A 23,673-nucleotide genomic window follows, 5' to 3' on the forward strand; every position below is an offset into this window, starting at 1 on the left:
GCACTGATAGCGTTCTGATTGCATTGCGTGTTATCCGCTCAGGTCTAGAGTACTAGTGGATCCAACCGTATTTTGAAGTCGGTCACATAATAGAGAAGCAGCATGGATGGCGCTCAACCTCACCCTCAGCCACTGGATGGCAACTCGGTTCTTCTGGTGGTAGACGATTACCCCGAAAACCTCATCAGCATGCGGGCATTGCTGGCCCGTCAGGATTGGCAGGTGTTGACGGCAAACTCGGGGATGGAAGCCCTGGGTGCTTTGCTCGAGCACGATGTCGACCTGGTGCTGCTGGATGTACAGATGCCGGAGATGGACGGCTTCGAAGTCGCCCGACTGATGCGCGGCAGCCAGCGCACCCGGCTGACTCCGATCATTTTCCTCACTGCCAATGAACAGTCCGAAGCGGCCGTGCTCAAGGGCTACGCCAGTGGCGCCGTGGACTACATGTTCAAACCGTTCGACCCGCAAATTCTCAAACCCAAGGTCCAGGCCCTGCTCGACCAGCAGCGCAATCGGCGCATGCTGCAGCGCCTGACCCGTGAGCTGGAAACGGCCAGGGCGTTCAACGCGTCGATCCTGGAGAATGCTGCCGAAGGCATTCTGGTGGTGGATGCCCAAGGCATCATCAGCTTTGCCAACCCGGCCATTTCCCGTTTGTTGTCAGCGCCAGTCCAGCAGTTGCAGGGCGCCCATCTGCTCGATTTGGTGCAACTGGCCAGTGCCTGCTTGTGGAACGAGTCGGAGTTCTACCAGGCTTACCTGGGGGGGCGCATCTTCCGCGTTCACGATGCCCAACTGCGTACGCTTGGCGGGGAGCTGGTGCCGGTGGCGTTGTCCTGTGCTCCACTGCCGTCCGAGCAACAGGCCATGGTGGTCACCGTGCTGGACATGTCGGTGGTGCGCAACCTGCACCAGCAGCTGGAGTACCAGGCCGTCACCGACCCGCTTACCGGCCTGCTCAACCGCCGCGGGTTCTACCAGGCCGCCGAAGGTGCGCTGCTGCGCAACGAGCGCTCGGACAAGGCGCAGGCGCTGATGTACATGGATCTGGACGGCTTCAAACGTATCAACGACTCGCTCGGCCACGACGCGGGCGACCGGGTGCTGCACTGGGTGGCCGAACAGCTCAAGGATTGCCTGGGCAGTGAAGCGCTGCTGGCGCGCATGGGCGGGGACGAGTTCACTGCACTGTTCGACAGCCTGCCTTACCCGGAGCAGGCCGGGCGCTATGCCGAGCGGTTGCTGGAACGCATTTCCATCAGCCACCAGGTGGAAGGGCTGGATGTGAGCCTTGGGGTGAGCATTGGCATCGCCACTTATCCGGATTGCGGGGCCAATGTCGAAGGCCTGCTGCGCGCGGCCGATGCGGCGATGTACGCAGCGAAGCAGGCCGGGCGCCAGCAATATCGCTTCTACGATCAGGAACTCAATGGCAGGGCACGTTCGCGGCTGATGCTCGAGGACAGCGTACGCATGGCCGTGGAGCAGCAAGACTTCACTCTGGTTTATCAACCGCAGGTCGGCTTCATCGATGGCCGCCTGCGTGGCTTCGAGGCCTTGTTGCGCTGGCAGCATCCCAGTGTCGGCGACGTACCGCCGGGGCTGTTCATCCCGTTGCTGGAAGAGGCGCGCTTGATCAACCGCCTGGCCAGCTGGATCTACCGCCAGGGCGCGGCACAGCGCCAGGCCTGGTGCCAGCGTTTCTCGGCGGACCTGGTGCTGGGTATCAGCCTGAGCCGCGCGCAGTTCGCCATGCCCAGCCTGGTCGACGAACTGCACCGGGTCATCCAGCTTTACCAGTTGGACCCGGCGCAGCTGGAAGTGGAAGTGGCGGAAACCTCGCTGATGTACAACATCGATGCGGCAGTGAAACAGATACACCGCTTGCGCGAGCTGGGTGTGCGGGTGGCGCTGGATGACTTTGGTGCCGGCGACTGTTCGTTGCGCATGTTGCGCGACCTGCCGATCGATACCCTCAAGCTCGACCGCCACCTGGTGGCGCGCTTGCCCGACTCGGTGGTGGATGCCGCGCTGGTGCGCAGCGTCATCGGCCTGTGCCTCGACTACAGCATCACGGTGATCGCCGAGGGGGTGGAAACCCCGGCTCAGGCAGCCTGGCTCAAAGCCAATGGCTGTGAGTACGTGCAGGGGTTCCTGGTGGCTTACCCGATGACCGCCACGGATGCCAGCAGCTTCCCGGCGATTTTCTCCTGGCCGGGGCCATGATTGGCTAGAATCGGCATTCGTTACACCGAATGCAGCGCCATGACCGTATTACGATATTTGCAAGCCTATCCGCCGCACCTGCAGCAGCAAGTGCGGCAGATGATCGACAGCGACCGCCTGGGCGAGTACCTGCAGCGCCGCTACCCCGACCGCCATGACGTGCAGAACGACAAGGCGTTGTACGGCTATGCCCAGGATTTGCGCCAGCAATACCTGCGCAGCGCGCCCAACCTGGACAAGGTGCTGTTCGACAATCGTCTCGACCTGACCCATCGGGCCCTGGGCCTGAATACGGCGATATCAAGGGTGCAGGGCGGCAATCTCAAGGCGAAGAAGGAAATCCGCATTGCCTCGCTGTTCAAGGAGGCCGCGCCGCAGTTCTTGCGCATGATCGTGGTGCACGAACTGGCACACCTGCGCGAGCGCGACCACAACAAGGCGTTCTACCAGCTCTGCCAGCACATGGAGCCGGACTACCACCAACTGGAATTCGACCTGCGCGTCTACCTGACCTATCGGGAGCTGCCGGGCAACTGTTAAGGACCACGCAGCATGGAAGTGAGCAAGACCAAGAGCAGCTTCTACCGCCGTCTGTACGTGGCCTGGCTGATCGACAGCCAGACCGCGACCAGCGTTCCGGCCCTGATGGAAGCCACCGGCATGCCCCGGCGCACCGCCCAGGACACCATTGCGGCACTAGCCGACCTGGATATCGTCTGCGAGTTCGAACAGCAGGAAGGCGCGCGCAACCACGCCGGGCATTACCGCATTCATGACTGGGGGGCGATTGACAAACAGTGGATCATCCAGCACCTGCGGCAGGTTCGCGAAGTGCTGGGGTATCCCTGATCCACTGCGGGCTGCTTTGCAGCCCGGCGATCTCATCCCTTGCGCATCCCGATATGCGGAATGTCGTCCTCAAGATATTCCTCGCCCACCACAGCGAACCCATGCCGGGCATAGAATGCCTGCAAATGCGCCTGCGCCGACAGATAAACCGGCACCCCCGGCCAGCAATGCTCCGCTGCCTCCAACCCCTTGAGCAGCAAGGTATGCCCAAGCTTCAGCTCGCGCGCCGCAGGTGCAGTCACTACCCGCCCGATCACCACATCCCCTCCTTGGGATTGCGGGTCGAGCAGGCGCAGGTAGGCCACCAGCTTGTCATCCCGCCAGCCCATCAGGTGCAGGGTATCGCCGGTCAGGTCTTGGCCATCGACTTCCTGGTAGGCGCAGCGTTGCTCGACCACGAACACTTCCGTGCGTAACTGCAGAATGGCGTAGAGCTGGTCCTTGCTGAGGTCGGTGTGGTGCTTGCAAAGCCAGTCGATGGACATTGGTGCGAACTCCTTGAGTGGACCGTCGATCATCGCATGATGCACGTGCCACGGCCAAAATAGAGGCTAAATGACACTATTGGCCGCTGCCCTCGACGACGCCTTTGTGTAATCTCATCGGCAGTGTGTGCCCTCCATTGCGAAAGGACGTGAGCATGCGGCCACTGTTTTGTGTGTTGGGATTGCTGGCAATGATGCTTGCAACACCCGCCCTGGGGCGCGAAAAGCTGCGTCTGGTGGCCGACAATTGGCCGCCGTTCACCGATGCCAGCATGCCGGGCGGTGGCCTGGCGACCAGCATCGTCACCACGGCGCTGGCCCGGGCCGGCTACACCAGTGGGGTCGAAGAGGCACCTTGGGCGCGGGCTCTGCTGGGGGTGAGCGAGGGGCGTTACGACGTGCTGATCAACGCCTGGTACAACGACTCGCGCGCCAGCATCGGGCAGTTTTCCGAAGCCTACCTGGTCAACCGCATTCGCCTGTTGCAACGCAAGGGCGAGGCGTTTCGCTACAAGCGCCAGTCAGATTTGTATCCCTACAGCATCGCTGTGGTGCGTGATTATGCCTATTCCCCCGAGTTCGACCGCGACACCCGCCTGCACAAGGTGGCGGTGCGCAACTTTCCCTCTGCGGTACGCATGCTGGCGGCGGGGCGGGTGGACCTGGCGGTGGAAGACGAGTACGTGGCCCGTTACAACTTGCAGCGCGAGCTGCCAGAGGTACGCGATGGGGTGATGCTGGTGGAGCCGCCGTTGGGAGAGAACACCCTGCATATCCTGGTCAGCCTGAAGCACCCGGAGCATGCGCGGATCGTCGAGCGGTTCGAGCAGGCGATTGCGGCGATGAAGGCGGATGGCAGCTATGCACGGCTCATGCGCCAGCATGGCTTTTGATCTATATCGCCTGTGCCGGCCTCTTCGCGGGTAAACCCGCTCCCACAGGTATCTCACAGGACTCGATATTTGTGATGTTCCTGTGGGAGCGGGTTTACCCGCGAAGAGGCCCGCACAGGCGATATGAAACTCAGGCCGGTGCACCTTCCTTGATCAAATGCGCTGCCAAGGTCCGCAGCGGCCCCAACTGCCGGCAGATCAACGCCAACTGCGTCTGTACCAGCCGCTGGTGCTCGTCCAGCTCTTCCGGCATCTGCTCCAGGGCATTGGCCAGCGCTTCTTCGGCATCACTGTGAATCGCCACCGGCAGCCGCGCGGCCAGGCCGTTGGCAATCTCGTCCAGGCTGCTGGCCAGGCTTTGCCCGGCACCTTCGATCAACTGTTCCTGCACCTCCGCCGGCAAGGCGGTGTCGCGGTGCGCACCCAGCCCCGACAGGTAGCTAAGCAAGGTATGCGACAGCACCAGGAAGCGGAAGCCGACGTCGGCCTCCTTCCGGAAATGCCCCGGCTCCATCAGCATGTTGGCCAAGGTGGTGGACAGCGCCGCGTCGGCGTTGTGGGCGTTGCGCCGGGCCAGGCGGTAGGCCAGGTCATCGCGCTTGCCGTGGGCATACTGCTGCATGATCTGCCGCAGGTACACGCTGGCGCAGGCCAGGGTATTGGCCAGCGCCTTGTTCAGCCGCCGCCCCTGCCAGTCGGGGAGGAACAGGAACACCGCAAGGATGGCGATCAGGCTACCGACCAGGGTATCGAACAGGCGCGGCAGGAACAGGCCATAGCCATCGCCGATCTGGTTGAAGCAGAACAGCACCATCAGGGTGATCGCGGCCGTGGCCAAGGTGTAGCGGGTGGTGCGGTTGACGAAGAACACCACCCCGGCGACCACGGCGAACAATGACTGGATGACCGGGTTGGGGAACAGGTCGAACAATGCCCAGCCCACCGTCAGGCCGACGGCGGTGCCGGCTATCCGCTGCACCAGCTTGCGCCGGGTCGCACCGTAGTTGGGCTGGCACACGAACAGCGTGGTGAGGATGATCCAGTAGCCCTGGGTGGGGTGGATCAGGTGCACCATGCCATAGCCGATCGACAACGCCAGGGGTAGGCGCAGGGCATGGCGGAACAGCAGCGAGGTCGGCGTCAATTGGGTGCGCAGGCGGGTCCACACGTCCTTCAGCGAGCGTGGAGAGCGGTCGAGCAGGCTGCTATCGCTGGTGTCGGCCAGGCTGTCCGGGTTGCTGGCGGCGCTGAGCAGGCGGTCGAGCGTCGCCAGGTTGGCCGCCAGCGCCCGCAGCGAGCGAAGCAGGCTACGCCAGGCCGGGTTGTTCTGCATACGCAGGTGTTCCAGCGAGGCGTTTAGGTCTTCGAGGGCCTCGGGATAACCGCTGGCCAGCACGAACGGCTGGCGCAGGCGGATCGAGCGGGCCAGTTCCTGGCAGGACGAGCCCTGCTTGCGCAGCAGGCGCTGGCAGCGGAACATCACGTCGCTGTGGAAAAAAGCCTCGGTCAGGGCGTTGTAGGGATAGTGCGAAGCACTGACCCGTTCATGGATGTCCTGGGCCAGGAAGTACAGCTTGAGGTAGCGGCTGACCTTGGAATTCGGCTGGCTGTTGCCCACCCGGTGCAGGATGATTTCCTTGGCCGCGTTGAGCGCCGCCACCACCTTGCCGTTCTGCTGGGCCAGCTCCAGGCGCCGGGCTTCGACGTCAAGGGTGCGGACGGGTTCGAACAGGCTGGCCTTGAGCTTGAGGTAGCTGCCCAGCTCGAAGAACAGCTTGGCCAGGCTCTGCTGCACCGGCTGGTTGGAAAACAGCGCCTGCCACAGCACCGACAGCAGCCCGTACCAGGCTGCGCCCGCCACCAGCAGCAGCGGTTCGTGCCAGAAATCGGTGACTTGGCCGCCGCGCTGGTCCACGCCGATCATGGTGTACACCGCAGTGATCAGGGTCGCTGAAGCGATGGCGCCATAGCGTTCGCCCAAGGCACCGAGCATCGTCAGGCCAAAGGCCGCCAAGGCCAGGGCAATGACGAATACCCACGGGTAGGGGAACAGCAGTTCGACTGCCAGTGCGGCGATGGCAAAACACACAAGGGTGACGGCCAGGGCGCTGAGGCGGCCCTGCCAGCTGTCATCGGTTTCGGCCAGGGCGCTGGCGATGATGCCGAGGAACAGCGGAATCAGCAGGGCCATTTCGTTCTGGTACCAGCACAGGGCCAGGCTGCCGGTGAGGGCGATGGTGACCCGGATGCTGTAGCTGAACTTGTCTTGACCCCACAGGCGACGCAGTGACTGACGGAACGAGCTCGATGACATGATGGCCTGCTAGGCAGTGATCAGAGAAATACCTTTCAGAGACGGTTACCGGGGCGCGAAGCGGCCCGGATTCCGACACTGAGCACGGGCCAGCAAGAAGCATTCCGTGCTGCTGAATGGATTCTACTCTACACGAACTGCGCCGCGGCGTTGGCGGAGGCCCAGGCCCACTGGAAATTGAAACCGCCCAAATGGCCAGTCACATCCAGCACTTCACCAATGAAATACAACCCAGGGCTTTTCAGCGATTCCATGGTCTTGGACGACACCTCTCGGGTATCCACGCCGCCCAGGGTCACTTCGGCAGTGCGATAGCCCTCGGTGCCGGCCGGTACCACCTGCCAGTTCGCCAGCTTCTCGGCGATCTGTGCCAGTTCCGCCGGTGTGTACTGCTTCATGGGCCGGGACTCGAACCACTGCTCGGCCAGCAGGTTGGCCAGCTTGCGGGTAAATACCTCGCCCAGCACGGTTTTCAGCTCGGTGTTGGCGCGTTCGGCCTGCATCTGTTGCAGCCAGGTCAGTGCATCACGGTCGGGCAGCAGGTTGATCTCGACCGTGTCGCCTGCTTCCCAGAACGAGGAAATCTGCAAAATCGCCGGGCCGCTGAGGCCGCGGTGGGTAAACAGCAGGTTCTCGCGGAAGCTGGTGCCGTTGCAGCTGGCGGTGCAATCCAGCGATGTACCGGACAACTCGGTGCACAGTGCCTTCAGTTGGGGCTCGGTGATGGTGAACGGCACCAGCCCGGCGCGGGTTGGCAGCAGGGTATGGCCGAACTGGCGGGCCACCTGGTAGCCGAAGCCGGTGGCACCCAGGGTCGGGATCGACAGGCCGCCGGTGGCGATCACCAGCGCCTGGCAGGCGAACTGGCCGCCGCTGGTCTGCAGCAGGTAGCCCCCTTCGGTCTTCTCGATCTGCTCGATGCTGGTGTGCATGCGGATCTCGGCGCCGGCCTCATCGCATTCGGCCAGCAGCATGTCGAGGATGTCACTGGCCTTGTTGTCGCAAAACAGCTGGCCGAGTTTCTTCTCGTGGTAGGCCACGCCGTGCTTGCACACCAGCTCGATGAAGTCCCACTGGGTGTAGCGAGCCAGGGCCGACTTGCAGAAATGCGCATTCTGCGAGAGGAAGTTGCCCGGCTCGGTATACATGTTGGTGAAGTTGCAGCGGCCGCCGCCGGACATGAGGATTTTCTTGCCCGGTTTGTTGGCGTGGTCGAGCACCAGTACCCGGCGGCCACGGCGGGCGCTGAGCTGTGCGCACATCAGGCCGGCGGCGCCGGCGCCGAGGATGATCACGTCGGTGGAGTGCACGGTGTTACCTCTTCAGGATTGCTGGGGGCTGCTTTGCAGCCCTCTCGCGACACAAGGCCGCTCCTACAGGAGTTTGCGATCCCCTGTAGGAGCGGCCTTGTGTCGCGAAAGGGCCGCAAAGCGGCCCCAAAATTAGGTCAGACGATGCGGACTTTCAGGGAACGCCCCTTGATCTTGCCGCTGTTCAAGCGCTGCATGGCCTGCTTGGCGAGCGGCCGCTCAACGGCCACGAACGCCTGGAAATCGAAGATCGCAATCTTGCCCACCTGTTTGCCGGGGATGCCGGCGTCACCGGTCAGCGCCCCGAGGATGTCACCCGGGCGCAGCTTGTCCTTGCGCCCGGCGGCGATGCACAGGGTGCTCATCAGCGGCAGCAGCGGTTCGCCACCCTTGTGCTTCAGGCTGTCCAGCTGGTCCCAGCGCAGCGGGCTCTTCTGCAGGTCTTCGATGGCCTGGGCGCGGTGGCCTTCGGCCGGTGCCACCAGGCTGACCGCAATGCCTTTCTCGCCAGCACGGCCGGTGCGGCCGACACGGTGCACATGGATTTCCGCATCACGTGCCAGCTCGACGTTGATGACCATATCCAGGCCATCGATGTCCAGGCCGCGGGCGGCCACATCGGTAGCCACCAGCACCGAGCTGCTGCGGTTGGCGAACATGGTCAGCACCTGGTCGCGGTCGCGCTGCTCCAGGTCGCCATGCAGGGCCTGGGCAACGATGCCCTTGGCGGTCAGGTGGGCGACCACATCCTCGCACTGCTGCTTGGTGAAGCAGAACGCCACGCAGGACTGCGGGCGGTAGTGGCCGAGCACGCGGGTGACCGCCTCGAGGCGCTGTTGCGGGTCGATCTCGATGAAGCGCTGCTCGATCTGATTGTCGGCATGCAGGCTCTCGACCTTGACCTGTTGCGGGTTGCGCATGAAGTCGGCGGCCAGTTGCTTGATGCCGGCCGGGTAGGTGGCCGAGAACAGCAGGGTCTGGCGGCGCGACGGGGTCTTGCCGATGATGCTGGCGATGGCATCGAAGAAGCCCATGTCGAGCATGCGGTCGGCCTCGTCCAGCACCAGGGTGTTCAGCCCGTCGAGCACCAGGGTGCCCTTGTCCAGGTGCTGCTGGATGCGCCCTGGGGTGCCGACGATGATGTGTGCGCCGTGCTCCAGCGAAGCGATCTGCGGGCCCAGCGAAACGCCGCCGCACAGGGTCAGGATCTTGATGTTGTCCTCGGCGCGGGCCAGGCGGCGCAGCTCCTTGGCCACTTGGTCGGCGAGCTCGCGGGTAGGGCACAGCACCAGCGCCTGGCAACCGAAGTAGCGCGGGTTGATCGGGTTGAGCAGGCCGATGCCGAAGGCGGCGGTCTTGCCGCTGCCGGTCTTGGCCTGGGCGATCAGGTCCTGCCCCTTGAGGATGACCGGCAGGCTCTGGGCCTGGATCGGTGTCATCGAGGCATAGCCGAGGGCGTCCAGGTTGGCCAGCATGGCAGTGGACAGCGGCAAGGTGGCAAAGGCGGTGGATTCGGTGGTCACGAGGCGGGCCTGCGGTGCGAAGCGAAAAATGCCGCATAGTCTACCAGCCTCATGGCCATTCGCCCTACGACTCCATGTGTTGTTCCGGACGACGGGCACGCCTTCCGTCCGTCGGCGACAGCTGCAGGAATATCGCCGCCGCCAGCATGGCCATCACGCCGATGGTGACGAAGGTCAGCTGGAATGCACCCAAGGTGGTTTCCACACCGTCGGCGTTTCCGGCTGCGGTAAAGCCGCCGAGCAATGCCCCCGCACATGCCACGCCCAGGCTCAGGGCCAGCTGCGCGACCACCGACAGCAGGCTGTTGCCGCTGCTGGCGCTGGCGTCGTCGAGGTCGATCAGGGTCACCGTGTTCATCGCGGTGAACTGCATCGAGTTGACTGCCCCGAGCAGGCCCAGCTGAATCAGCAGCACGGCATAGGGCGTCTGCTCGTCGACCAGCCCGAGGCTGGCCAGCAGCAGGCCCAGCAGCAGGGTGTTGCCGGTGAGGATGATGCGGTAGCCAAAGCGTTCGATCAGTGGTCGGGCAATGGACTTGGCCAGCATCGCCGCAGCCGCCAGCGGGATCATGCTCATGCCGGCCTGGGCCGGCGAGTAGCCCAGCGCCACTTGCAGCAGCAACGGCACAAGGAACGGCAGCGCGCCGCTGCCCAGGCGGGCGAACAGGTTACCGAGAATACCGATGGCAAAGGTGCGCACGCGGAACAGGCTGGGTGAGAACAACGGCTCCGGGTCGCGCCCGGCGCGCAGCCAGTAGGCCGCCAGGCAGGCCATGCCGGCGAACAGCAGCAACATCACCCGCAGGTGCGGCAGGTGCAGTTCGCCCAGGCCTTCCATGGCGATGGTGATCAATACCATCGCTGCGCCAAACAGCAGGAACCCGGGGCCGTCGAACGTGGTGCGCTCGGCGCCGCGCAGGTCGGGGATGAACTTCCAAACGGCGTAGCAGCCGATCAGGCCGACCGGCAGGTTGAGCAGGAAGATCCAGTGCCAGCTCAGTATTTCCACCAACCAGCCGCCAACCGTAGGGCCCAGTAGCGGCCCGAGCAGGCCGGGGATGGTGATGAAGCTCATGATGCGCACCAGCTCGGTGCGCGGGTAGGCACGTAGGACTACCAAGCGCCCGACCGGCAGCATCAGCGCACCGCCCAGCCCTTGCACGACACGGGCAAAGATCAGGAAACCGAGGCTGTTGGCGGCGGCGCACAGCAGCGAGCCGAAGCTGAACAGCAGGATTGCGCTGAAGAAGATGCGCTTGGTGCCGAAGCGGTCGGCGATCCAGCCTGAGGCGGGGATCAGCAGGGCCACGGTGAGCATGTAGGCGATGATCACGCCCTGCATGCGCAGCGGGTCTTCTGCCAGCGACCGGGCCATGGCTGGCAGTGCGGTGTTGAGGATGGTGCCGTCCAGGGACTGCATGAAAAAGGCGATGGCCACCACCCAAGGGATCCAGCGGGCGGTGACGGGGTCCAGCGGGGTGCGTTCGGGCATGACTTCCTCGTTTGTCAGTGCCGGCCTCTTCGCGGGTGAACCCGCTCCCACAGGGATATCACCACATTAAGGGCCGTGGAGATCCTGTGGGGCCGGCTTTAGCCGCGAAAGGGCCGGTAAGTCCAGTCACAATGTCAGGGTCAGGCCTTTGACCAGTGCCCCCGGCAAATGACTCGACCCGGTACTGCGCTGTCCATAGGTACTGGTCGACAGGATCATCTCGCGCTCGCTTGTCAGGTCCTCCAGCTGGCTGCCGAGCAAGCTGTACAGGCTGTCATCGAAGCGCATGGTGCTCACCGGGCCCTGGATCTGCCCGTTCTCCACCCAGAAGGTGGCGAAGCGGGTTAGTCCGGTCATGCGTGCCGCCGGCAGGTCGGAATAGTTCAGGTACCACAGGTTGCTGATGTACAGCCCGGTACCGAGCCGCTCCAGGATTTGCTCGCTCGGCAGGCTACCTGCTGCCAGGCTCAGCGCACACGGCGACTCGTAACTATCGGCGCCATTGGCCAGCAGCTCGAACTCGGCCGCACTGCGCGCACTGATCAATCGCTGCCGGGCCTCGCCTTGCTGGATCAACGGCACATCCAGGCGCGGCGAGCCTTCATCGGAAAACGCAGGGCTCAGCGAACCGCTGACCTGCTCGGTGAAACTCACCAGCGGGCTCAGCCGCGTATCGCCGTTGTACAGGCGCTGCAGGGCACTGTTGCCAGTGGCCAGGGCCTGTGCGGAAAAACCGCCCCAGCACAGCATGCCGGCTATTTCGTCCATGGCCGCCGGGGCCAGGTAGGCGCGGTAGCTGCCAGGCTTCAGCGTGACGGCAGGGCGGCCAAGGAAACCCAGCTGTTCCCGCGCCTGGCGCAGGCGTGCGGTGAAGTCGTCGGCGCTCCACACTTGCCCGGCATAATTGGCCTTTACCGCCTCGCCGTTTTCGTGGAACAGGCTCCAGTCGAAGTTGAAGCTGTTGGCCTGGTGCCAGCCGAAGGCCCCGAACGAGCTGGCGAAGCCCCGGCAGATGGGGCCGGCGGCGTAGATGCCGACAAGGTCCAGGTCGCCGGCTTCACGCTCGAGCAAGGTCAGCACATCGCTCAGTTCGGGCAGCGGCTGCTCCTGCTGGCTGTGGCTGTGCCAGGCGCTTTCGTCCAGGCGCAAGTACGGATCGACCGCCAGCAATGGCAAGGTCTGGCGCAGTTGCTCCAGGGCCGTGAACAGACGCTGGCTATCCAGTTGCGTGTCACCACTCAAGGTCACCTGTTGCTCTGCCTGGCGGCCATCGCGGATCAACCGCAGTTGCGCGCCGGCCTGGTTCACGGTGCCGGCCTGGCGCACCTTGGCATGGTTGAAACGCACGAATTGCGACTGTTCGGCGCTGTAGCCGAGGGTGAACTGTTCGCCCGTCTGCAGGGCTTTGCGCACATCCCCGACCAGGGTTTCGAAAGCTTGTTTCATCAGGCGTCTCCTCCGAATACGTCGATCTGGCGGAACACGCAGGCCGGCGAGGCATGCCCCACCCGTACCACCTGGTTGGGTTCGCCCTTGCCGCAGTTGGGCGTGCCCAGCACCTGGAAGGTACTGCTGTCGCCGACCGCCGCCAGGTTGCGCCAGAACTGCGCGGAGATGCCACGGTAGTTGGGGTTCTTGACGATGCCCTTGAGCTCGCCGTTTTCGATCAGTTGGCCCCATTCACAGCCGAACTGGAACTTGTTGCGAGCATCATCAATGGACCAGGAACGGTTGGTGCGCATCAGGATGCCGTGCTCGATGCCCTTCACCAGCTGATCCAGGCTCTGGTCGCCCGGCTCGATGTTGAGGTTGGCCATGCGGTCGATCGGCGCACGGTTCCAGCCGCAGGCGCGGCTGTTGGCCACGCCGTCGAGGCCGGAGCGGAACTGCGACAGCGCACCACCCAGCGGGCGCAGCAGCAGGCCATCGCGGATCAGGAACTGCTTGTTGGCCTGGGTGCCGTCATCATCGAAACTGTAGCTGGCCAGCTCTTCGCCGATGGTTGGGTCGAAGGTCACGTTGAGCAGCGCGGAGCCGTACTGCAGGTGGCCGAAGTCATCGGCTTTGACGAAGCTGGTGCCTGCGTAGTTGCGTTCGTCGCCGAGAATGCGGTCCATCTCCAGCGGGTGGCCGATGGATTCGTGAATCTGCAGCATCATCTGGTCCGGCATCAACAGCAGGTCGCGCGGGCCGCTGGGGGTATTCGGTGCCTGCAGCAGCTGCAGCGCCTCGTCGGCCACCCGGCGGGCAGCGCCGATCAGGCCGCAGCGCTCGATGACCTCGAAGCCGCCCTGCTGGCCGAAGTTGTCGCGGCCCAGGCTGCGGCTCTGGCTGTCCTGGCCATCGCTGGCGGTCACGCCCAGGCCCGGGAACAGGAAGCGCTGGGCGTGGCGCAGCTCGGCGCCGGCCGAGTTCAGGTAGGTCTGCTCGACCAGGCTCAGGCCCAGGCCGGCCTGCCAGTCCACCAGGCGGCTGTCCTTGGGCACGCTGGCCGATTCGGCAGCGAGCAGGCCAAGGCAGTCGGCAAGGTTGGGCACGGGTTGGTCGAAGTTGGGCGAAATGTGGTCGTGGCGTGCGCTGGTCACCGGTTGCTCGCGCAGGTCCAGCAGGTTGTATCGGGCGATCTGCCGGGCCAGCGCCTCGGCCTGCTCCAGGGCGCGCTGCAGGCCGGCCTGGGACAGGTCGGCGGTGGCGGCATAGGCTTCCACGCCATTCACCCGCACGGTGAGCATGGCGCCCTCGTCCTGGCTGAAGAAGGGTGGTTCCGCGACGTTGCGGCGAACCGACAGCGCCTGGTGCGATTGTTTCACATGGCGCAGGGAAAACAGCTCGGCCTTACTGCGCAGCGCGGCAAAGCGCTGGCGCAGCAGGGCGCTGGTATCGAACATGTGGAAGCCTCCGTGTACACGGTGGCTCCCCCTTAGAACCACTCGTCCTGCATGGCGAGGCAAGTGTCGTCGCGCGCCTCGAGCAATGCCAGCTCATTATGGCAGCCAGGTACCTCCCAGGTCAGGAAATAACGCGCGGCCTGCAGCTTGCCGAGGTAGAAGTCGCGGTCGGCGGGTTTGCCCTTGAGCAGGCCGAGTTCGGCATGGATCGCCTGTTCCAGCCAGCGCCAACCGATCACGCAATGGCCGAAGGCCTTGAGGTAGAGGGCCGAGTTGGCCAGGGCTCCGGCGACTTTGCCCTGGGCCAGGTCACCCAGCAAGCCCAGGGTCACACCTTGCAGGCGGTTGACCAGTTGCTCCAGCGGCTGGCGCAGTGGGTCGAGGTTCGCATGGTGGCTGGCGCGCTCGCCGGTGGCAGCGATCGACCGGATCAACTGCTTGAGGCCGGCACCATTGTTCTGCGCCAGCTTGCGGCCCAGCAGGTCGAGCGACTGGATGCCCTCGGTGCCTTCATGGATCGGGTTCAGGCGGTTGTCGCGGTAATACTGTTCTACCGGGTACTCGCGGGTGTAGCCGTGGCCCCCGAGGATCTGGATCGCCAGTTCATTGGCCTTGAGGCAGAACGTCGAGGGCCAGGATTTGACGATCGGGGTCAGCAGGTCGAGCAGCTCCTGCGCCTGCTTGCGGGCGTTGTCGTCGCTGGCAGTCTGGGTGTCGTCGAACAGGCGCGCGGCATACAGGCCCAGGTCGAAGGCGCCCTCCACGTAGGCCTTCTGTGCCAGCAGCATGCGTTTCACATCGCTGTGCTCGATGATCGGCACTGCGGGGCTGTGCGGGTCTTTGTTGTCCGGCAACCGACCCTGCGGGCGCTGACGGGCGTATTCCAGCGAATACAGGTAGCCGGCGTAACCGAGCATCACTGCGCCCATGCCGACACCGATGCGTGCCTCGTTCATCATCTGGAACATGCAGGCCAGGCCCTGGTGCGGCTGGCCGACCAGGTAGCCGACGCACTGGCCGTTGTCGCCGAAGTTCAGCGCGGTGGAGGTAGTACCGCGCCAGCCCATCTTGTGGAACAGCCCTGCCAGCAGCACATCGTTGCGCGGGCCACGGCTGCCATCTTCGTTGACCAGGTACTTGGGTACGATGAACAGCGAGATGCCCTTCACGCCGGGCGGAGCATCCGGAAGCTTGGCCAGAACCATATGCACGATGTTTTCCGACAGCTCGTGATCACCGCCGGAGATGAAGATCTTGTTGCCCTTTAACCGGTAGCTGCCGTCACCGGCAGGTTCGGCGCGGGTGCGGATATCGGCCAGTGACGAGCCAGCGTGGGGTTCGGTCAGGGCCATGGTGCCGAAGTAGCGGCCTTCGATCATCGGCTGTAGAAACAGGCGTTTCTGTTCATCGCTGCCGAAGCTCTCGATCAGGTTGGCCGCGCCCATGGTCAGGAACGGGTAGGCCGTGGTGCCGGCGTTGGCCGCCTGGAAGTGGGCGAAGCAGGCCTGCGAGACCAGGCTCGGCAGCTGCATGCCGCCGGCTTCGAAGTCGCGGTTGGCGTTGAGGAAGCCGGCTTCGAGAAAGGCGTCGACGGCGGGTTTCACTTCGGGGATCAGTTCGGCGCGGCCATCCACGTAGCGCGGCTCGTTTTCGTCGGCCTTGCGGTTGTGCGGGGCGAAAAATTTCTCTGCGATGGTGCGGGCAGTCGATAGTGCCGCGTCAAAGGTTTCGCGGTTGTGCTCGGCGAAGCGCGGGCGCTGGGTCAGGGCCTCGGCCATGAGGACTTCGTAGAGTTCAAAGGCGAGGTTGCGAGAGCTGAGTAAAGTCTCGTCCATGTCGGCAGTCCTGGGATACGGTAATTCAGCTTGATACTGTATCGGTACTGGCGACAAGGACGATTGATCGAGGTGATGATCAATATGAGTTACCGCAAATATCGCACTATGTGCCTACCTAGGAACCGAGCGTAAAAAACATCCTGCTCTGGGTAGTGAGTTTGTTTAATTTGGTGGAGCTGTCAGGGCGTGTTATCGATTTTGATCTCAGTGAGTACGTAGGGCGAAACGGTTTCATCGGTGGTGGCGATGATTTGATAAGCGTCGTTGTATGCGGTGGTCACGAGAGCTGTGTGTAATGCCTTCATGACGGTTTTGTCCCTGACGACGCAGGATCGAACATTACCTGCGGCGTTATAAAGATTGGTGCTAACCTGATCTTGCTCGGCAAAGAGGCTTATTTTTTTAACATTGAATTCGGCCATGGCGGCATTCCTTCCTGAAATGGTTCAAGGTCTTTTAGATAAGATTTGCTCTGCGCAACGTATGGCGAGCAACTTTGAGTCTCGGCTGACTTAGAGTTCAGTTCGAAAAATCACCTATCCTGATTTTTTCCAACAGTTGTGGATGGCCACTGGTCGTGATCGTGGCAAAAACCTTCAGTGGCTTGCCGGGCTGCAGCACAGACTTTGCGGTGTGAACGGCGTCCATCACGTTTGTATCCCGAACTACACAGCTTTGCAGCGGCTCGTCAGGTGAGTAAAGGTTGGTCCAGATTTCACCTGCATATTGTTCTTTGGCGAAGATCGTGATGCCGGTAACTTCTATTTCTTTTTTCATTCTTTTCTCGCTACAAGTTATTTGAAGTGGTGCGAGGCAAATGATGTCTCTTTGAGCGAGGCGGTAAAACTAGCACTTGTGCTAGGTTGAGAAACCTTAGGTGATAGAGACGAGGTTGCACTGTGCGCGGTATATTCGTCTGCCAGGAATTTATTCTTGGAAATAAAAAAGGAGAGCCGAAGCTCTCCTTTTTTCGTTAACAACCCTCAGCCTCAGCCAATGGTCATCAAGCTGGCATTACCACCGGCAGCAGCAGTGTTCACACTCACCGCCCGTTCGATCACCAGGCGCTCCAGCGCAATCTGGTGGTCGCCGCTGGACAGCCCGTGCACACCCACGATCGCCCCGGCACGCTTGGCCACCTGCTGGCATACGCCGCGCAGTTGATCCGAGTCGCCATGGTGGATCACGGCATCGAACGCCACTTCATCCTTGTTCCAGTCCGCCACCAATTTGACCTTGGCCTGCAACTCTCGCGGCAGGCGGGCACGCAGGGCCTTGCCCGGCTCGCCGTCCGCCCATACCGCCGAGCTGCCAACGGCCAGCACTGCGGCAAACTGCGCCAGCAGGTCAGCTTCGTTGTCGGCCAGGCACAGCACGTGCTCACGCGGCAGGATGGTGTAGCTGTTGCGCTCGCCGGTCGGGCCTGGCAACAGGCGGGCGATGCCGCTCTGCGACTGGCTGGCGAACTGGCTGCACAGCGCGGCCAGGTCGGCCAGCTGGTTGCTCTCGGCCCATGCCTTCAGGCCGTGCAGCGGCTTGATCAGCTGTTCGTGCAGGGCGCGGTCAGGCTTGCCTTCGCCGTCCTGCTGCTGGAAGTGGCGGCCAATCGCGTCGGCCGGGCGGGTCGACAGCAGGCGGTACAGGTACAGCGGGCCGCCGGCTTTCGGGCCGGTGCCAGACAGGCCTTCACCACCGAACGGCTGCACACCCACCACTGCACCGACGATGTTGCGGTTGACGTACATGTTGCCGGCGTTGGCGGTTTCCACCACCTTGGCGATGGTCTCGTCGATGCGGGTGTGCACGCCGAGGGTCAGGCCGTAGCCGGAATTGTTGATCTGCTCGATCAGCTGGTCCAGGTTGCGACGGTTGTAGCGCACCACGTGCAGCACCGGACCGAAGATTTCACGCTTGAGCTCGTCAAAGCTTTCCAGCTCGATCAGGGTCGGCATCACGAAGGTGCCGCGCTTGAGCTCGGCAGCATCGGCAATGGCCACCTGGTAGACCGAGCGACCTTTCTCGCGCATGCCCTGGATGTGCTTCTCGATGCCGGCTTTGGCTTCGGCGTCGATCACCGGGCCAATGTCCACGGCCAGGCGGTCCGGGCAGCCCAGGCGACTTTCGGCCATGGCACCCTTGAGCATTTCGATCACGCGGTCGGCGGAGTCTTCCTGCAGGCACAGCACGCGCAGTGCCGAGCAACGCTGGCCGGCGCTGTCGAAGGCCGAGGACACCACATCGATCACCACCTGCTCGGTCAGTGCCGAGGAGTCGACGATCATCGCGTTCTGGCCGCCGGTTTCGGCGATCAGCGGGATCGGGCGGCCCTGGTTGTCCAGGCGGCCGGCGACGTTGCGCTGCAGCAGGCGGGCCACTTCAGTGGAACCGGTGAACATCACGCCCTTGACGCGCTCGTCACCCACTAGGCCGGCACCGACGGTTTCACCGCGGCCAGGCAGCAGCTGCAGCACGCCTTCAGGAATGCCGGCTTCCAGCAGCAGGCGCACGGCCTGGGCAGCGATCAGCGGGGTTTGCTCGGCCGGCTTGGCCAGTACGGGGTTGCCGGCGGCGAGCGCTGCAGCTACCTGGCCGGTGAAGATCGCCAGCGGGAAGTTCCACGGGCTGATGCACACCACCGGGCCCAGCGGGCGGTGGGCGTCGTTGCTGAAGTCGTTGCGTGCCTGCACCGCGTAGTAGCGCAGGAAGTCCACGGCTTCACGCACTTCGGCGATGGCGTTGGCGAAGGTCTTGCCGGCTTCGCGGATGAGCAGGCCCATCAGCGGCTGGATTTCGGCCTCCATCAGGTCGGCGGTGCGCTCCAGAATGGCGGCGCGTTCGGCCGGCGGGGTGGCCTGCCAGATCGGAGCGGCATTCAGTGCGCACTGGATGGCGTTGTCGACGTCGGCGACCGTGGCTTCCTGAACATGGCCGACCACGTCGCGGTGGTCCGCCGGGTTCAGGACCGGTGCGGCGGTGCCTTCGCTGGCAGCGCAGGCCAGCAGTGGCGTGGCTTTCCAGTCGTTGTGGGCGGTGGCCAGCATGGCGCAGGACAGCGATGCCAGGCGGTGTTCGTTGGCCATGTCGATGCCGGCCGAGTTGGCCCGCTCGCTGCCATACAGCTCACGCGGCAGCGGGATGCGTGGGTGCGGCAGGCCGATGCTGCCTTCCTGGGTGCCCATGCGCTCGATGCTGGCGACCGGGTCGGCGACCAGTTCCTGGATGGAGATCGAGTGGTCGGCGATGCGGTTGACGAACGAGGTGTTGGCGCCGTTTTCCAGCAGGCGACGCACCAGGTAGGCCAGCAGCGTTTCGTGGGTGCCGACCGGTGCATAGACGCGGCACGGACGGTTCAGCTTGCCTTCGGAAATCTTGCCGACCACCTGCTCGTACAGTGGCTCGCCCATGCCGTGCAGGCACTGGAACTCGTACTGGCCCGGGTAGTAGTTCTGACCGGCAATGTGGTAGATGGCCGACAGGGTGTGGGCGTTGTGGGTGGCGAACTGCGGGTAGATGGCTTCTGGCACGGCCAGCAGCTTGCGGGCGCAGGCGACGTAGGACACGTCGGTGTACACCTTGCGGGTGTAGACCGGGTAGCCTTCCAGGCCTTCGACCTGGGCGCGCTTGATTTCGCTGTCCCAGTAGGCGCCTTTCACCAGGCGGATCATCAGGCGGTGGCGGCTGCGCTTGGCCAGGTCGATGACATAGTCGATCACATACGGGCAGCGCTTCTGGTAGGCCTGGATAACGAAGCCGATACCGTTCCAGCCGGCCAGCGAAGGCTCGAAGCACAGGCGCTCGAGCAGGTCGAGCGACAGCTCCAGGCGGTCGGCTTCTTCGGCGTCGATGTTCAGGCCGATGTCGTACTGCTTGGCCAGCAGGGTCAGCGACAGCAGGCGCGGGTACAGCTCTTCCATCACGCGCTCGTACTGGGCGCGGCTGTAGCGCGGGTGCAGTGCCGACAGCTTGATCGAGATGCCCGGGCCTTCATAGATGCCACGGCCATGAGAGGCCTTGCCGATCGAGTGGATGGCCTGCTCGTAGGACGCCAGGTACTTCTGTGCGTCGTGCTCGGTCAGTGCGGCTTCGCCGAGCATGTCGTAGGAATAGCGGAAGCCCTTGGACTCGAAGCGGCTGGCATTGGCCAGGGCTTCGGCGATGGTTTCGCCGGTGACGAACTGCTCGCCCATCAGGCGCATGGCCATGTCGACGCCCTTGCGAATCATCGGCTCGCCGCTCTTGCCGATGATGCGGGTGAGCGAGGAGGTGAGGCCGGATTCATTGTGGGTAGATACCAGCTTGCCGGTCAGCAGCAGGCCCCAGGTGGCGGCGTTGACGAACAGCGACGGGCTGTTGCCCAGGTGCGGTTGCCAGTTGCCGGTGCTGATCTTGTCGCGGATCAGCGCATCACGGGTGCCCTTGTCGGGGATGCGCAGCAGGGCTTCGGCCAGGCACATCAGTGCCACGCCTTCCTGGGACGACAGCGAGAATTCCTGCAGCAGGCCCTGAACGATGCCGGCACGGCCGCCAGCGCTCTTCTGGTTACGCAGTTTTTCGGCGATGCCGGCGGCCATCTTGTTGGTCGCTTCGGCCAGCGGGGCGCTCAGGCGCGCCTGCTCCAGCAGCATCGGTACCACTTCCTGTTCGGGGCGGCGGTAGGCGGCGGTGATCGCCGAGCGCAATACCGACTGCGGCAGGATACTCTCGGCGAACTCAAGGAAGCACTGATGGCTGTGGTCAGGTTGGACCTCACCGGCGTCGTCGGCCAGGTTGCTGGCATGGCCGTTGAGTTCGGTCAGGGTGGCACCACCCTCGAGCTTCTCCAGGTAGTTGAAGATCGCTTGCTTGATCAACCAGTGCGGGGTGCGGTCAATCGACTGCGCAGCTGCCTTGAGTCGCTCACGGGTCGGGTCATCGAGTTTGACCCCAAGGGTGGTCGTCGCCATTTCTTATCCTCGTTATTGCCACGGTTGTGGCCTAAGCTGACGCCAAGAGTAGCTGTAGGACAATTCAGGTGCAACCAGGTGCAACCCTAATTTTTTGCGGAAAAGGTGCAACTCGTCCGACAGCCATTTCCATGTCCTGAAAAGGGTGGTTTTCGGTGTGTTTTATTCTGAAAAACGGGTTTTTTGCTCCAAAAGGGAGCAAAAAATCAGATTTTTCGGAAAATGCACGGGGAGGTGCAACTTGCAAAGGAAAAATGGTTGCACCCGCTTTGCGTTGTTGCATACGATTCGCCGCCTGGGTGCAACCGCCATTGCCGCGGTTGTGCATGACATAAAAACAAACGCCAGGGCACACGCATGGGCAATCCACTAACGATCACTTTCGTGGTCTATATCGCCGCAATGGTGCTGATCGGCTTCGCCGCCTATCGCTCCACCAATAACCTTTCCGACTACATCCTCGGCGGTCGCAGCCTGGGTAGCGTGGTCACCGCGCTTTCCGCCGGCGCTTCCGACATGAGTGGCTGGCTGCTGATGGGCCTGCCGGGCGCCATCTACTTCTCCGGGTTGTCCGAAGCCTGGATTGCCATCGGCCTGACCGTCGGCGCCTACCTGAACTGGTTGTTCGTTGCTGGCCGCCTGCGCGTGCAGACCGAGCACAACGGCGATGCACTGACCCTGCCGGACTACTTCTCCAGCCGCTTCGAAGACAACAGCGGCCTGCTGCGGATCATCTCGGCCATCGTGATCCTGGTGTTCTTCACCATCTACTGCGCCTCCGGCATCGTTGCCGGTGCCCGTCTGTTCGAGAGCACCTTCGGCATGTCGTACGAAACCGCCCTGTGGGCCGGTGCTGCTGCGACCATCGCCTACACCTTCATCGGTGGTTTCCTGGCGGTGAGCTGGACCGATACCGTGCAGGCTTCGCTGATGATCTTTGCGCTGATCCTCACTCCGGTGATCGTGCTGATCTCCACTGGCGGCTTCGATAACACCTTCGCTGCCATCGATGCGGTCAACCCGGCCCACTTCGACATGTTCAAGGGCGCCACCTTCATCGGCATCATCTCGCTGATGGGCTGGGGGCTGGGCTACTTCGGTCAGCCGCACATCCTGGCGCGTTTCATGGCTGCCGACTCGGTGAAGTCGATCGCCCAAGCCCGCCGCATCTCCATGACCTGGATGATCCTGTGCCTGGTCGGTACCTGCGCCGTAGGCTTCTTCGGCATCGCCTACTTCTCGGCACATCCTGAGCTGGCAGGCCCGGTCACCGAGAACCACGAGCGTGTATTCATCGAGCTGGCCAAGATCCTGTTCAACCCATGGGTCGCCGGTGTGCTGCTGTCGGCCATCCTGGCGGCGGTGATGAGTACCCTGAGCTGCCAGCTGCTGGTGTGCTCCAGCGCCCTGACCGAAGACTTCTACAAGGCGTTCCTGCGCAAGAACGCTTCGCAGGTCGAACTGGTGTGGGTCGGCCGCCTGATGGTGCTGGCCGTCGCCCTGATCGCCATCGCCATGGCCGCCAATCCGGAAAACCGCGTGCTGGGCCTGGTAGCTTATGCGTGGGCCGGCTTCGGTGCTGCCTTTGGTCCGGTGGTGCTGATTTCGGTACTGTGGAAAGGCATGACCCGTAACGGCGCACTGGCCGGTATCGTGGTGGGCGCACTGACCGTGATCCTGTGGAAGAACTTCGACACCCTCGGGCTGTACGAAATCATTCCGGGCTTCCTGTTCGCCAGTATCGCCATCGTCGTGGTGAGCAAGCTGGGCAGCCCGTCGCAGGCAATGGTCAAGCGCTTCGAGACTGCTGATGCGGCGTATCACGCTGACAAGTAATACCCGTTGAGTCGGCGGCGCCTGCTTCGCGGGTGAACCCGCTCCTACAGGGATTGCACAGAACTCAAATTCTGTGAGGTGCCTGTGGGAGCGGGTTTACCCGCGAAGAGGTCACCGCCGATCAGCAGCCAGGCCTGACTCCGCCTGCAAGGCAAGGTAAACTTGCCACCCCCGCAGGAGTTGCCATGAACTATCGTCACGCCTTCCACGCCGGCAACCACGCCGACGTCCTCAAACATATCGTGCTGACCCGCCTCATCGCCCTGATGTCGCGCAAGGAGCAGCCGTTCGCCTATATCGATACCCATGCAGGGCTCGGCCTTTACGACCTGCAGGGCGACCAGGCAACCCGCACCGGCGAGTACCTGGAAGGTGTCGCCCGCCTGTGGAATCGCGATGACCTGCCGGCCATGGCTGACGACTATTTGCGAATCATCAAGCGTCTGAATGCCGATGGCGAGCTGCGCTACTACCCCGGTTCGCCCGAGCTGGCTCGCCGTCTGATGCGCCAGCAGGACCGCGCCCTGCTCAACGAGAAGCATCCCGAAGACGGGCCGCTGCTCAAAGAGAACATGAAGAAAGACCCGCGCGTGTTCGTGCACCTGGGTGAAGGCTGGCATGTGCCGCGGGCCTTGCTGCCGGTGCAGGAAAAGCGCGCGATCATGTTGATCGATCCGCCGTTCGAACAGGCTGACGAGCTAAAGCGCTGCACTACCGCCATGAAAGAGGCGATCGGCCGCATGCGCCAGACTGTCGCCGCCATCTGGTACCCGATCAAGGACCAGCGCTCGCTGACCCGCTTCTACCAGGACCTGACCAGCACCGGCGCACCGAAACTGCTGCGGGTCGAGTTGTATGTGCACCACCAGGACAGCCCGCAGGGGCTCAACGGCTCCGGTCTGGCCATCGCCAACCCGCCGTGGGGGTTGGAAGAAGAGCTCAAGGAGCTGCTGCCATGGCTGGCCAAAGAGCTGGCACAAACCGCCGGCAGCTTCCGCATGGACTGGCTGATCGCCGAATAAGCATTTGCCTTGGGGTATCTGTGGGGGCGGGCGTGCCCGCGAAGCAGGCGC

The 23,673-nt window shown here is 63.3% G+C and carries 18 protein-coding genes; 6 read left to right on the top strand and 12 right to left on the bottom strand.

The annotated features are described in order from the left end of the window. Window positions 1-102: 102 nt before the first annotated feature. From MJ643_RS19550 to MJ643_RS19560, 3 genes are read left to right on the top strand one after another with little or no spacing between them, the layout of a single operon-like run. Window positions 103-2,229 (top strand): EAL domain-containing protein, encoded by a 2,127-nt coding sequence (locus MJ643_RS19550; protein ID WP_023661310.1) that lies wholly within the window; start codon window positions 103-105, stop codon window positions 2,227-2,229. A 39-nt stretch (window positions 2,230-2,268) separates the two neighbouring features. Beyond that, window positions 2,269-2,769 carry a M48 family metallopeptidase gene (locus MJ643_RS19555; protein ID WP_169774740.1) on the top strand — a complete coding sequence of 167 codons (501 nt, stop codon included), beginning with the start codon at window positions 2,269-2,271 and terminating at the stop codon, window positions 2,767-2,769. A 12-nt stretch (window positions 2,770-2,781) separates the two neighbouring features. Next, window positions 2,782-3,078 carry a winged helix-turn-helix domain-containing protein gene (locus tag MJ643_RS19560; protein ID WP_013974495.1) on the top strand — a complete coding sequence of 99 codons (297 nt, stop codon included), beginning with the start codon at window positions 2,782-2,784 and terminating at the stop codon, window positions 3,076-3,078. A gap of 32 nt (window positions 3,079-3,110) precedes the next feature. Here MJ643_RS19560 and MJ643_RS19565 read toward each other — a convergent pair whose 3' ends face one another. Further along, window positions 3,111-3,563, bottom strand: coding sequence for a GNAT family N-acetyltransferase (locus tag MJ643_RS19565; RefSeq protein ID WP_024087828.1), 453 nt, complete (start codon window positions 3,561-3,563; stop codon window positions 3,111-3,113). Window positions 3,564-3,718: 155 nt separating this feature from the next. Between MJ643_RS19565 and MJ643_RS19570 the strand changes: the two genes are divergently transcribed. After that, the gene (locus MJ643_RS19570) at window positions 3,719-4,456 is read left to right on the top strand and encodes a transporter substrate-binding domain-containing protein (protein WP_023661311.1); all 738 of its coding nucleotides are present in this window, start codon (window positions 3,719-3,721) and stop codon (window positions 4,454-4,456) included. A 130-nt stretch (window positions 4,457-4,586) separates the two neighbouring features. Here the strand turns inward: MJ643_RS19570 and yccS are convergent, their stop codons facing one another. From yccS to MJ643_RS19625, 11 genes are all read right to left on the bottom strand, one after another. Then, window positions 4,587-6,770, bottom strand: coding sequence for a YccS family putative transporter (yccS, locus tag MJ643_RS19575; RefSeq protein WP_013974492.1), 2,184 nt, complete (start codon window positions 6,768-6,770; stop codon window positions 4,587-4,589). 128 nt (window positions 6,771-6,898) lie between these two features. Further along, on the bottom strand, window positions 6,899-8,080 hold the full coding sequence (locus MJ643_RS19580; RefSeq protein WP_169774739.1) for an NAD(P)/FAD-dependent oxidoreductase: 1,182 nt from the start codon (window positions 8,078-8,080) through the stop codon (window positions 6,899-6,901). A 137-nt stretch (window positions 8,081-8,217) separates the two neighbouring features. After that, a complete protein-coding gene (gene dbpA, locus MJ643_RS19585; RefSeq protein WP_230396947.1) occupies window positions 8,218-9,555 on the bottom strand; it encodes an ATP-dependent RNA helicase DbpA in 1,338 nt (445 codons plus the stop codon). A gap of 112 nt (window positions 9,556-9,667) precedes the next feature. Beyond that, window positions 9,668-11,095, bottom strand: coding sequence for a multidrug transporter subunit MdtD (mdtD, locus tag MJ643_RS19590; protein WP_015272048.1), 1,428 nt, complete (start codon window positions 11,093-11,095; stop codon window positions 9,668-9,670). Window positions 11,096-11,221: 126 nt separating this feature from the next. Next, window positions 11,222-12,541, bottom strand: a complete 1,320-nt coding sequence (locus tag MJ643_RS19595) for a TldD/PmbA family protein (RefSeq protein ID WP_169774738.1) — start codon at window positions 12,539-12,541, stop codon at window positions 11,222-11,224. Beyond that, window positions 12,541-13,983, bottom strand: a complete 1,443-nt coding sequence (locus tag MJ643_RS19600) for a TldD/PmbA family protein (protein ID WP_013974487.1) — start codon at window positions 13,981-13,983, stop codon at window positions 12,541-12,543. The genes MJ643_RS19595 and MJ643_RS19600 overlap by 1 nt, the downstream gene beginning before the upstream one ends. Window positions 13,984-14,015: 32 nt before the next feature. Continuing rightward, window positions 14,016-15,818, bottom strand: coding sequence for an acyl-CoA dehydrogenase (locus MJ643_RS19605; protein ID WP_038410180.1), 1,803 nt, complete (start codon window positions 15,816-15,818; stop codon window positions 14,016-14,018). A 182-nt stretch (window positions 15,819-16,000) separates the two neighbouring features. After that, window positions 16,001-16,243: a hypothetical protein gene (locus MJ643_RS19610; protein WP_023661764.1), complete on the bottom strand. Its 243-nt coding sequence runs from the start codon at window positions 16,241-16,243 to the stop codon at window positions 16,001-16,003. A gap of 97 nt (window positions 16,244-16,340) precedes the next feature. Continuing rightward, window positions 16,341-16,598 (bottom strand): hypothetical protein, encoded by a 258-nt coding sequence (locus MJ643_RS19615; protein ID WP_023661765.1) that lies wholly within the window; start codon window positions 16,596-16,598, stop codon window positions 16,341-16,343. Between the two features lie 212 nt (window positions 16,599-16,810). Next, window positions 16,811-20,764 carry a trifunctional transcriptional regulator/proline dehydrogenase/L-glutamate gamma-semialdehyde dehydrogenase gene (putA, locus tag MJ643_RS19620; RefSeq protein ID WP_044047166.1) on the bottom strand — a complete coding sequence of 1,318 codons (3,954 nt, stop codon included), beginning with the start codon at window positions 20,762-20,764 and terminating at the stop codon, window positions 16,811-16,813. Between the two features lie 64 nt (window positions 20,765-20,828). Then, window positions 20,829-21,047, bottom strand: coding sequence for a hypothetical protein (locus tag MJ643_RS19625; protein WP_128637173.1), 219 nt, complete (start codon window positions 21,045-21,047; stop codon window positions 20,829-20,831). Window positions 21,048-21,121: 74 nt separating this feature from the next. Here MJ643_RS19625 and putP point away from each other — a divergent pair, with 74 nt between their 5' ends. Beyond that, window positions 21,122-22,600 (top strand): sodium/proline symporter PutP, encoded by a 1,479-nt coding sequence (putP, locus tag MJ643_RS19630; protein ID WP_013974484.1) that lies wholly within the window; start codon window positions 21,122-21,124, stop codon window positions 22,598-22,600. Window positions 22,601-22,785: 185 nt separating this feature from the next. Continuing rightward, a complete protein-coding gene (gene rlmJ / locus MJ643_RS19635; protein ID WP_013974483.1) occupies window positions 22,786-23,622 on the top strand; it encodes a 23S rRNA (adenine(2030)-N(6))-methyltransferase RlmJ in 837 nt (278 codons plus the stop codon). Window positions 23,623-23,673 lie beyond the last annotated feature (51 nt).

The sequence above is a fragment of the Pseudomonas sp. PNPG3 genome (assembly GCF_023093815.1).
Lineage (GTDB): Bacteria > Pseudomonadota > Gammaproteobacteria > Pseudomonadales > Pseudomonadaceae > Aquipseudomonas > Aquipseudomonas asiatica.

Excerpts from the sequence above, each read along its gene's own strand:
- MJ643_RS19615 (WP_023661765.1), bottom strand. The coding sequence starts at position 16,598 with ATGAAAAAAGAAATAGAAGTTACCGGCATCACGATCTTCGCCAAAGAA.
- MJ643_RS19550 (WP_023661310.1), top strand. The coding sequence starts at position 103 with ATGGATGGCGCTCAACCTCACCCTCAGCCACTGGATGGCAACTCGGTT.
- putA (WP_044047166.1), bottom strand. The coding sequence starts at position 20,764 with ATGGCGACGACCACCCTTGGGGTCAAACTCGATGACCCGACCCGTGAG.
- MJ643_RS19555 (WP_169774740.1), top strand. The coding sequence starts at position 2,269 with ATGACCGTATTACGATATTTGCAAGCCTATCCGCCGCACCTGCAGCAG.
- MJ643_RS19610 (WP_023661764.1), bottom strand. The coding sequence starts at position 16,243 with ATGGCCGAATTCAATGTTAAAAAAATAAGCCTCTTTGCCGAGCAAGAT.
- MJ643_RS19605 (WP_038410180.1), bottom strand. The coding sequence starts at position 15,818 with ATGGACGAGACTTTACTCAGCTCTCGCAACCTCGCCTTTGAACTCTAC.
- yccS (WP_013974492.1), bottom strand. The coding sequence starts at position 6,770 with ATGTCATCGAGCTCGTTCCGTCAGTCACTGCGTCGCCTGTGGGGTCAA.
- MJ643_RS19565 (WP_024087828.1), bottom strand. The coding sequence starts at position 3,563 with ATGTCCATCGACTGGCTTTGCAAGCACCACACCGACCTCAGCAAGGAC.
- MJ643_RS19595 (WP_169774738.1), bottom strand. The coding sequence starts at position 12,541 with ATGAAACAAGCTTTCGAAACCCTGGTCGGGGATGTGCGCAAAGCCCTG.
- MJ643_RS19600 (WP_013974487.1), bottom strand. The coding sequence starts at position 13,983 with ATGTTCGATACCAGCGCCCTGCTGCGCCAGCGCTTTGCCGCGCTGCGC.
- putP (WP_013974484.1), top strand. The coding sequence starts at position 21,122 with ATGGGCAATCCACTAACGATCACTTTCGTGGTCTATATCGCCGCAATG.
- mdtD (WP_015272048.1), bottom strand. The coding sequence starts at position 11,095 with ATGCCCGAACGCACCCCGCTGGACCCCGTCACCGCCCGCTGGATCCCT.
- MJ643_RS19560 (WP_013974495.1), top strand. The coding sequence starts at position 2,782 with ATGGAAGTGAGCAAGACCAAGAGCAGCTTCTACCGCCGTCTGTACGTG.
- MJ643_RS19625 (WP_128637173.1), bottom strand. The coding sequence starts at position 21,047 with ATGCAACAACGCAAAGCGGGTGCAACCATTTTTCCTTTGCAAGTTGCA.
- dbpA (WP_230396947.1), bottom strand. The coding sequence starts at position 9,555 with ATGCTGGCCAACCTGGACGCCCTCGGCTATGCCTCGATGACACCGATC.
- MJ643_RS19570 (WP_023661311.1), top strand. The coding sequence starts at position 3,719 with ATGCGGCCACTGTTTTGTGTGTTGGGATTGCTGGCAATGATGCTTGCA.
- rlmJ (WP_013974483.1), top strand. The coding sequence starts at position 22,786 with ATGAACTATCGTCACGCCTTCCACGCCGGCAACCACGCCGACGTCCTC.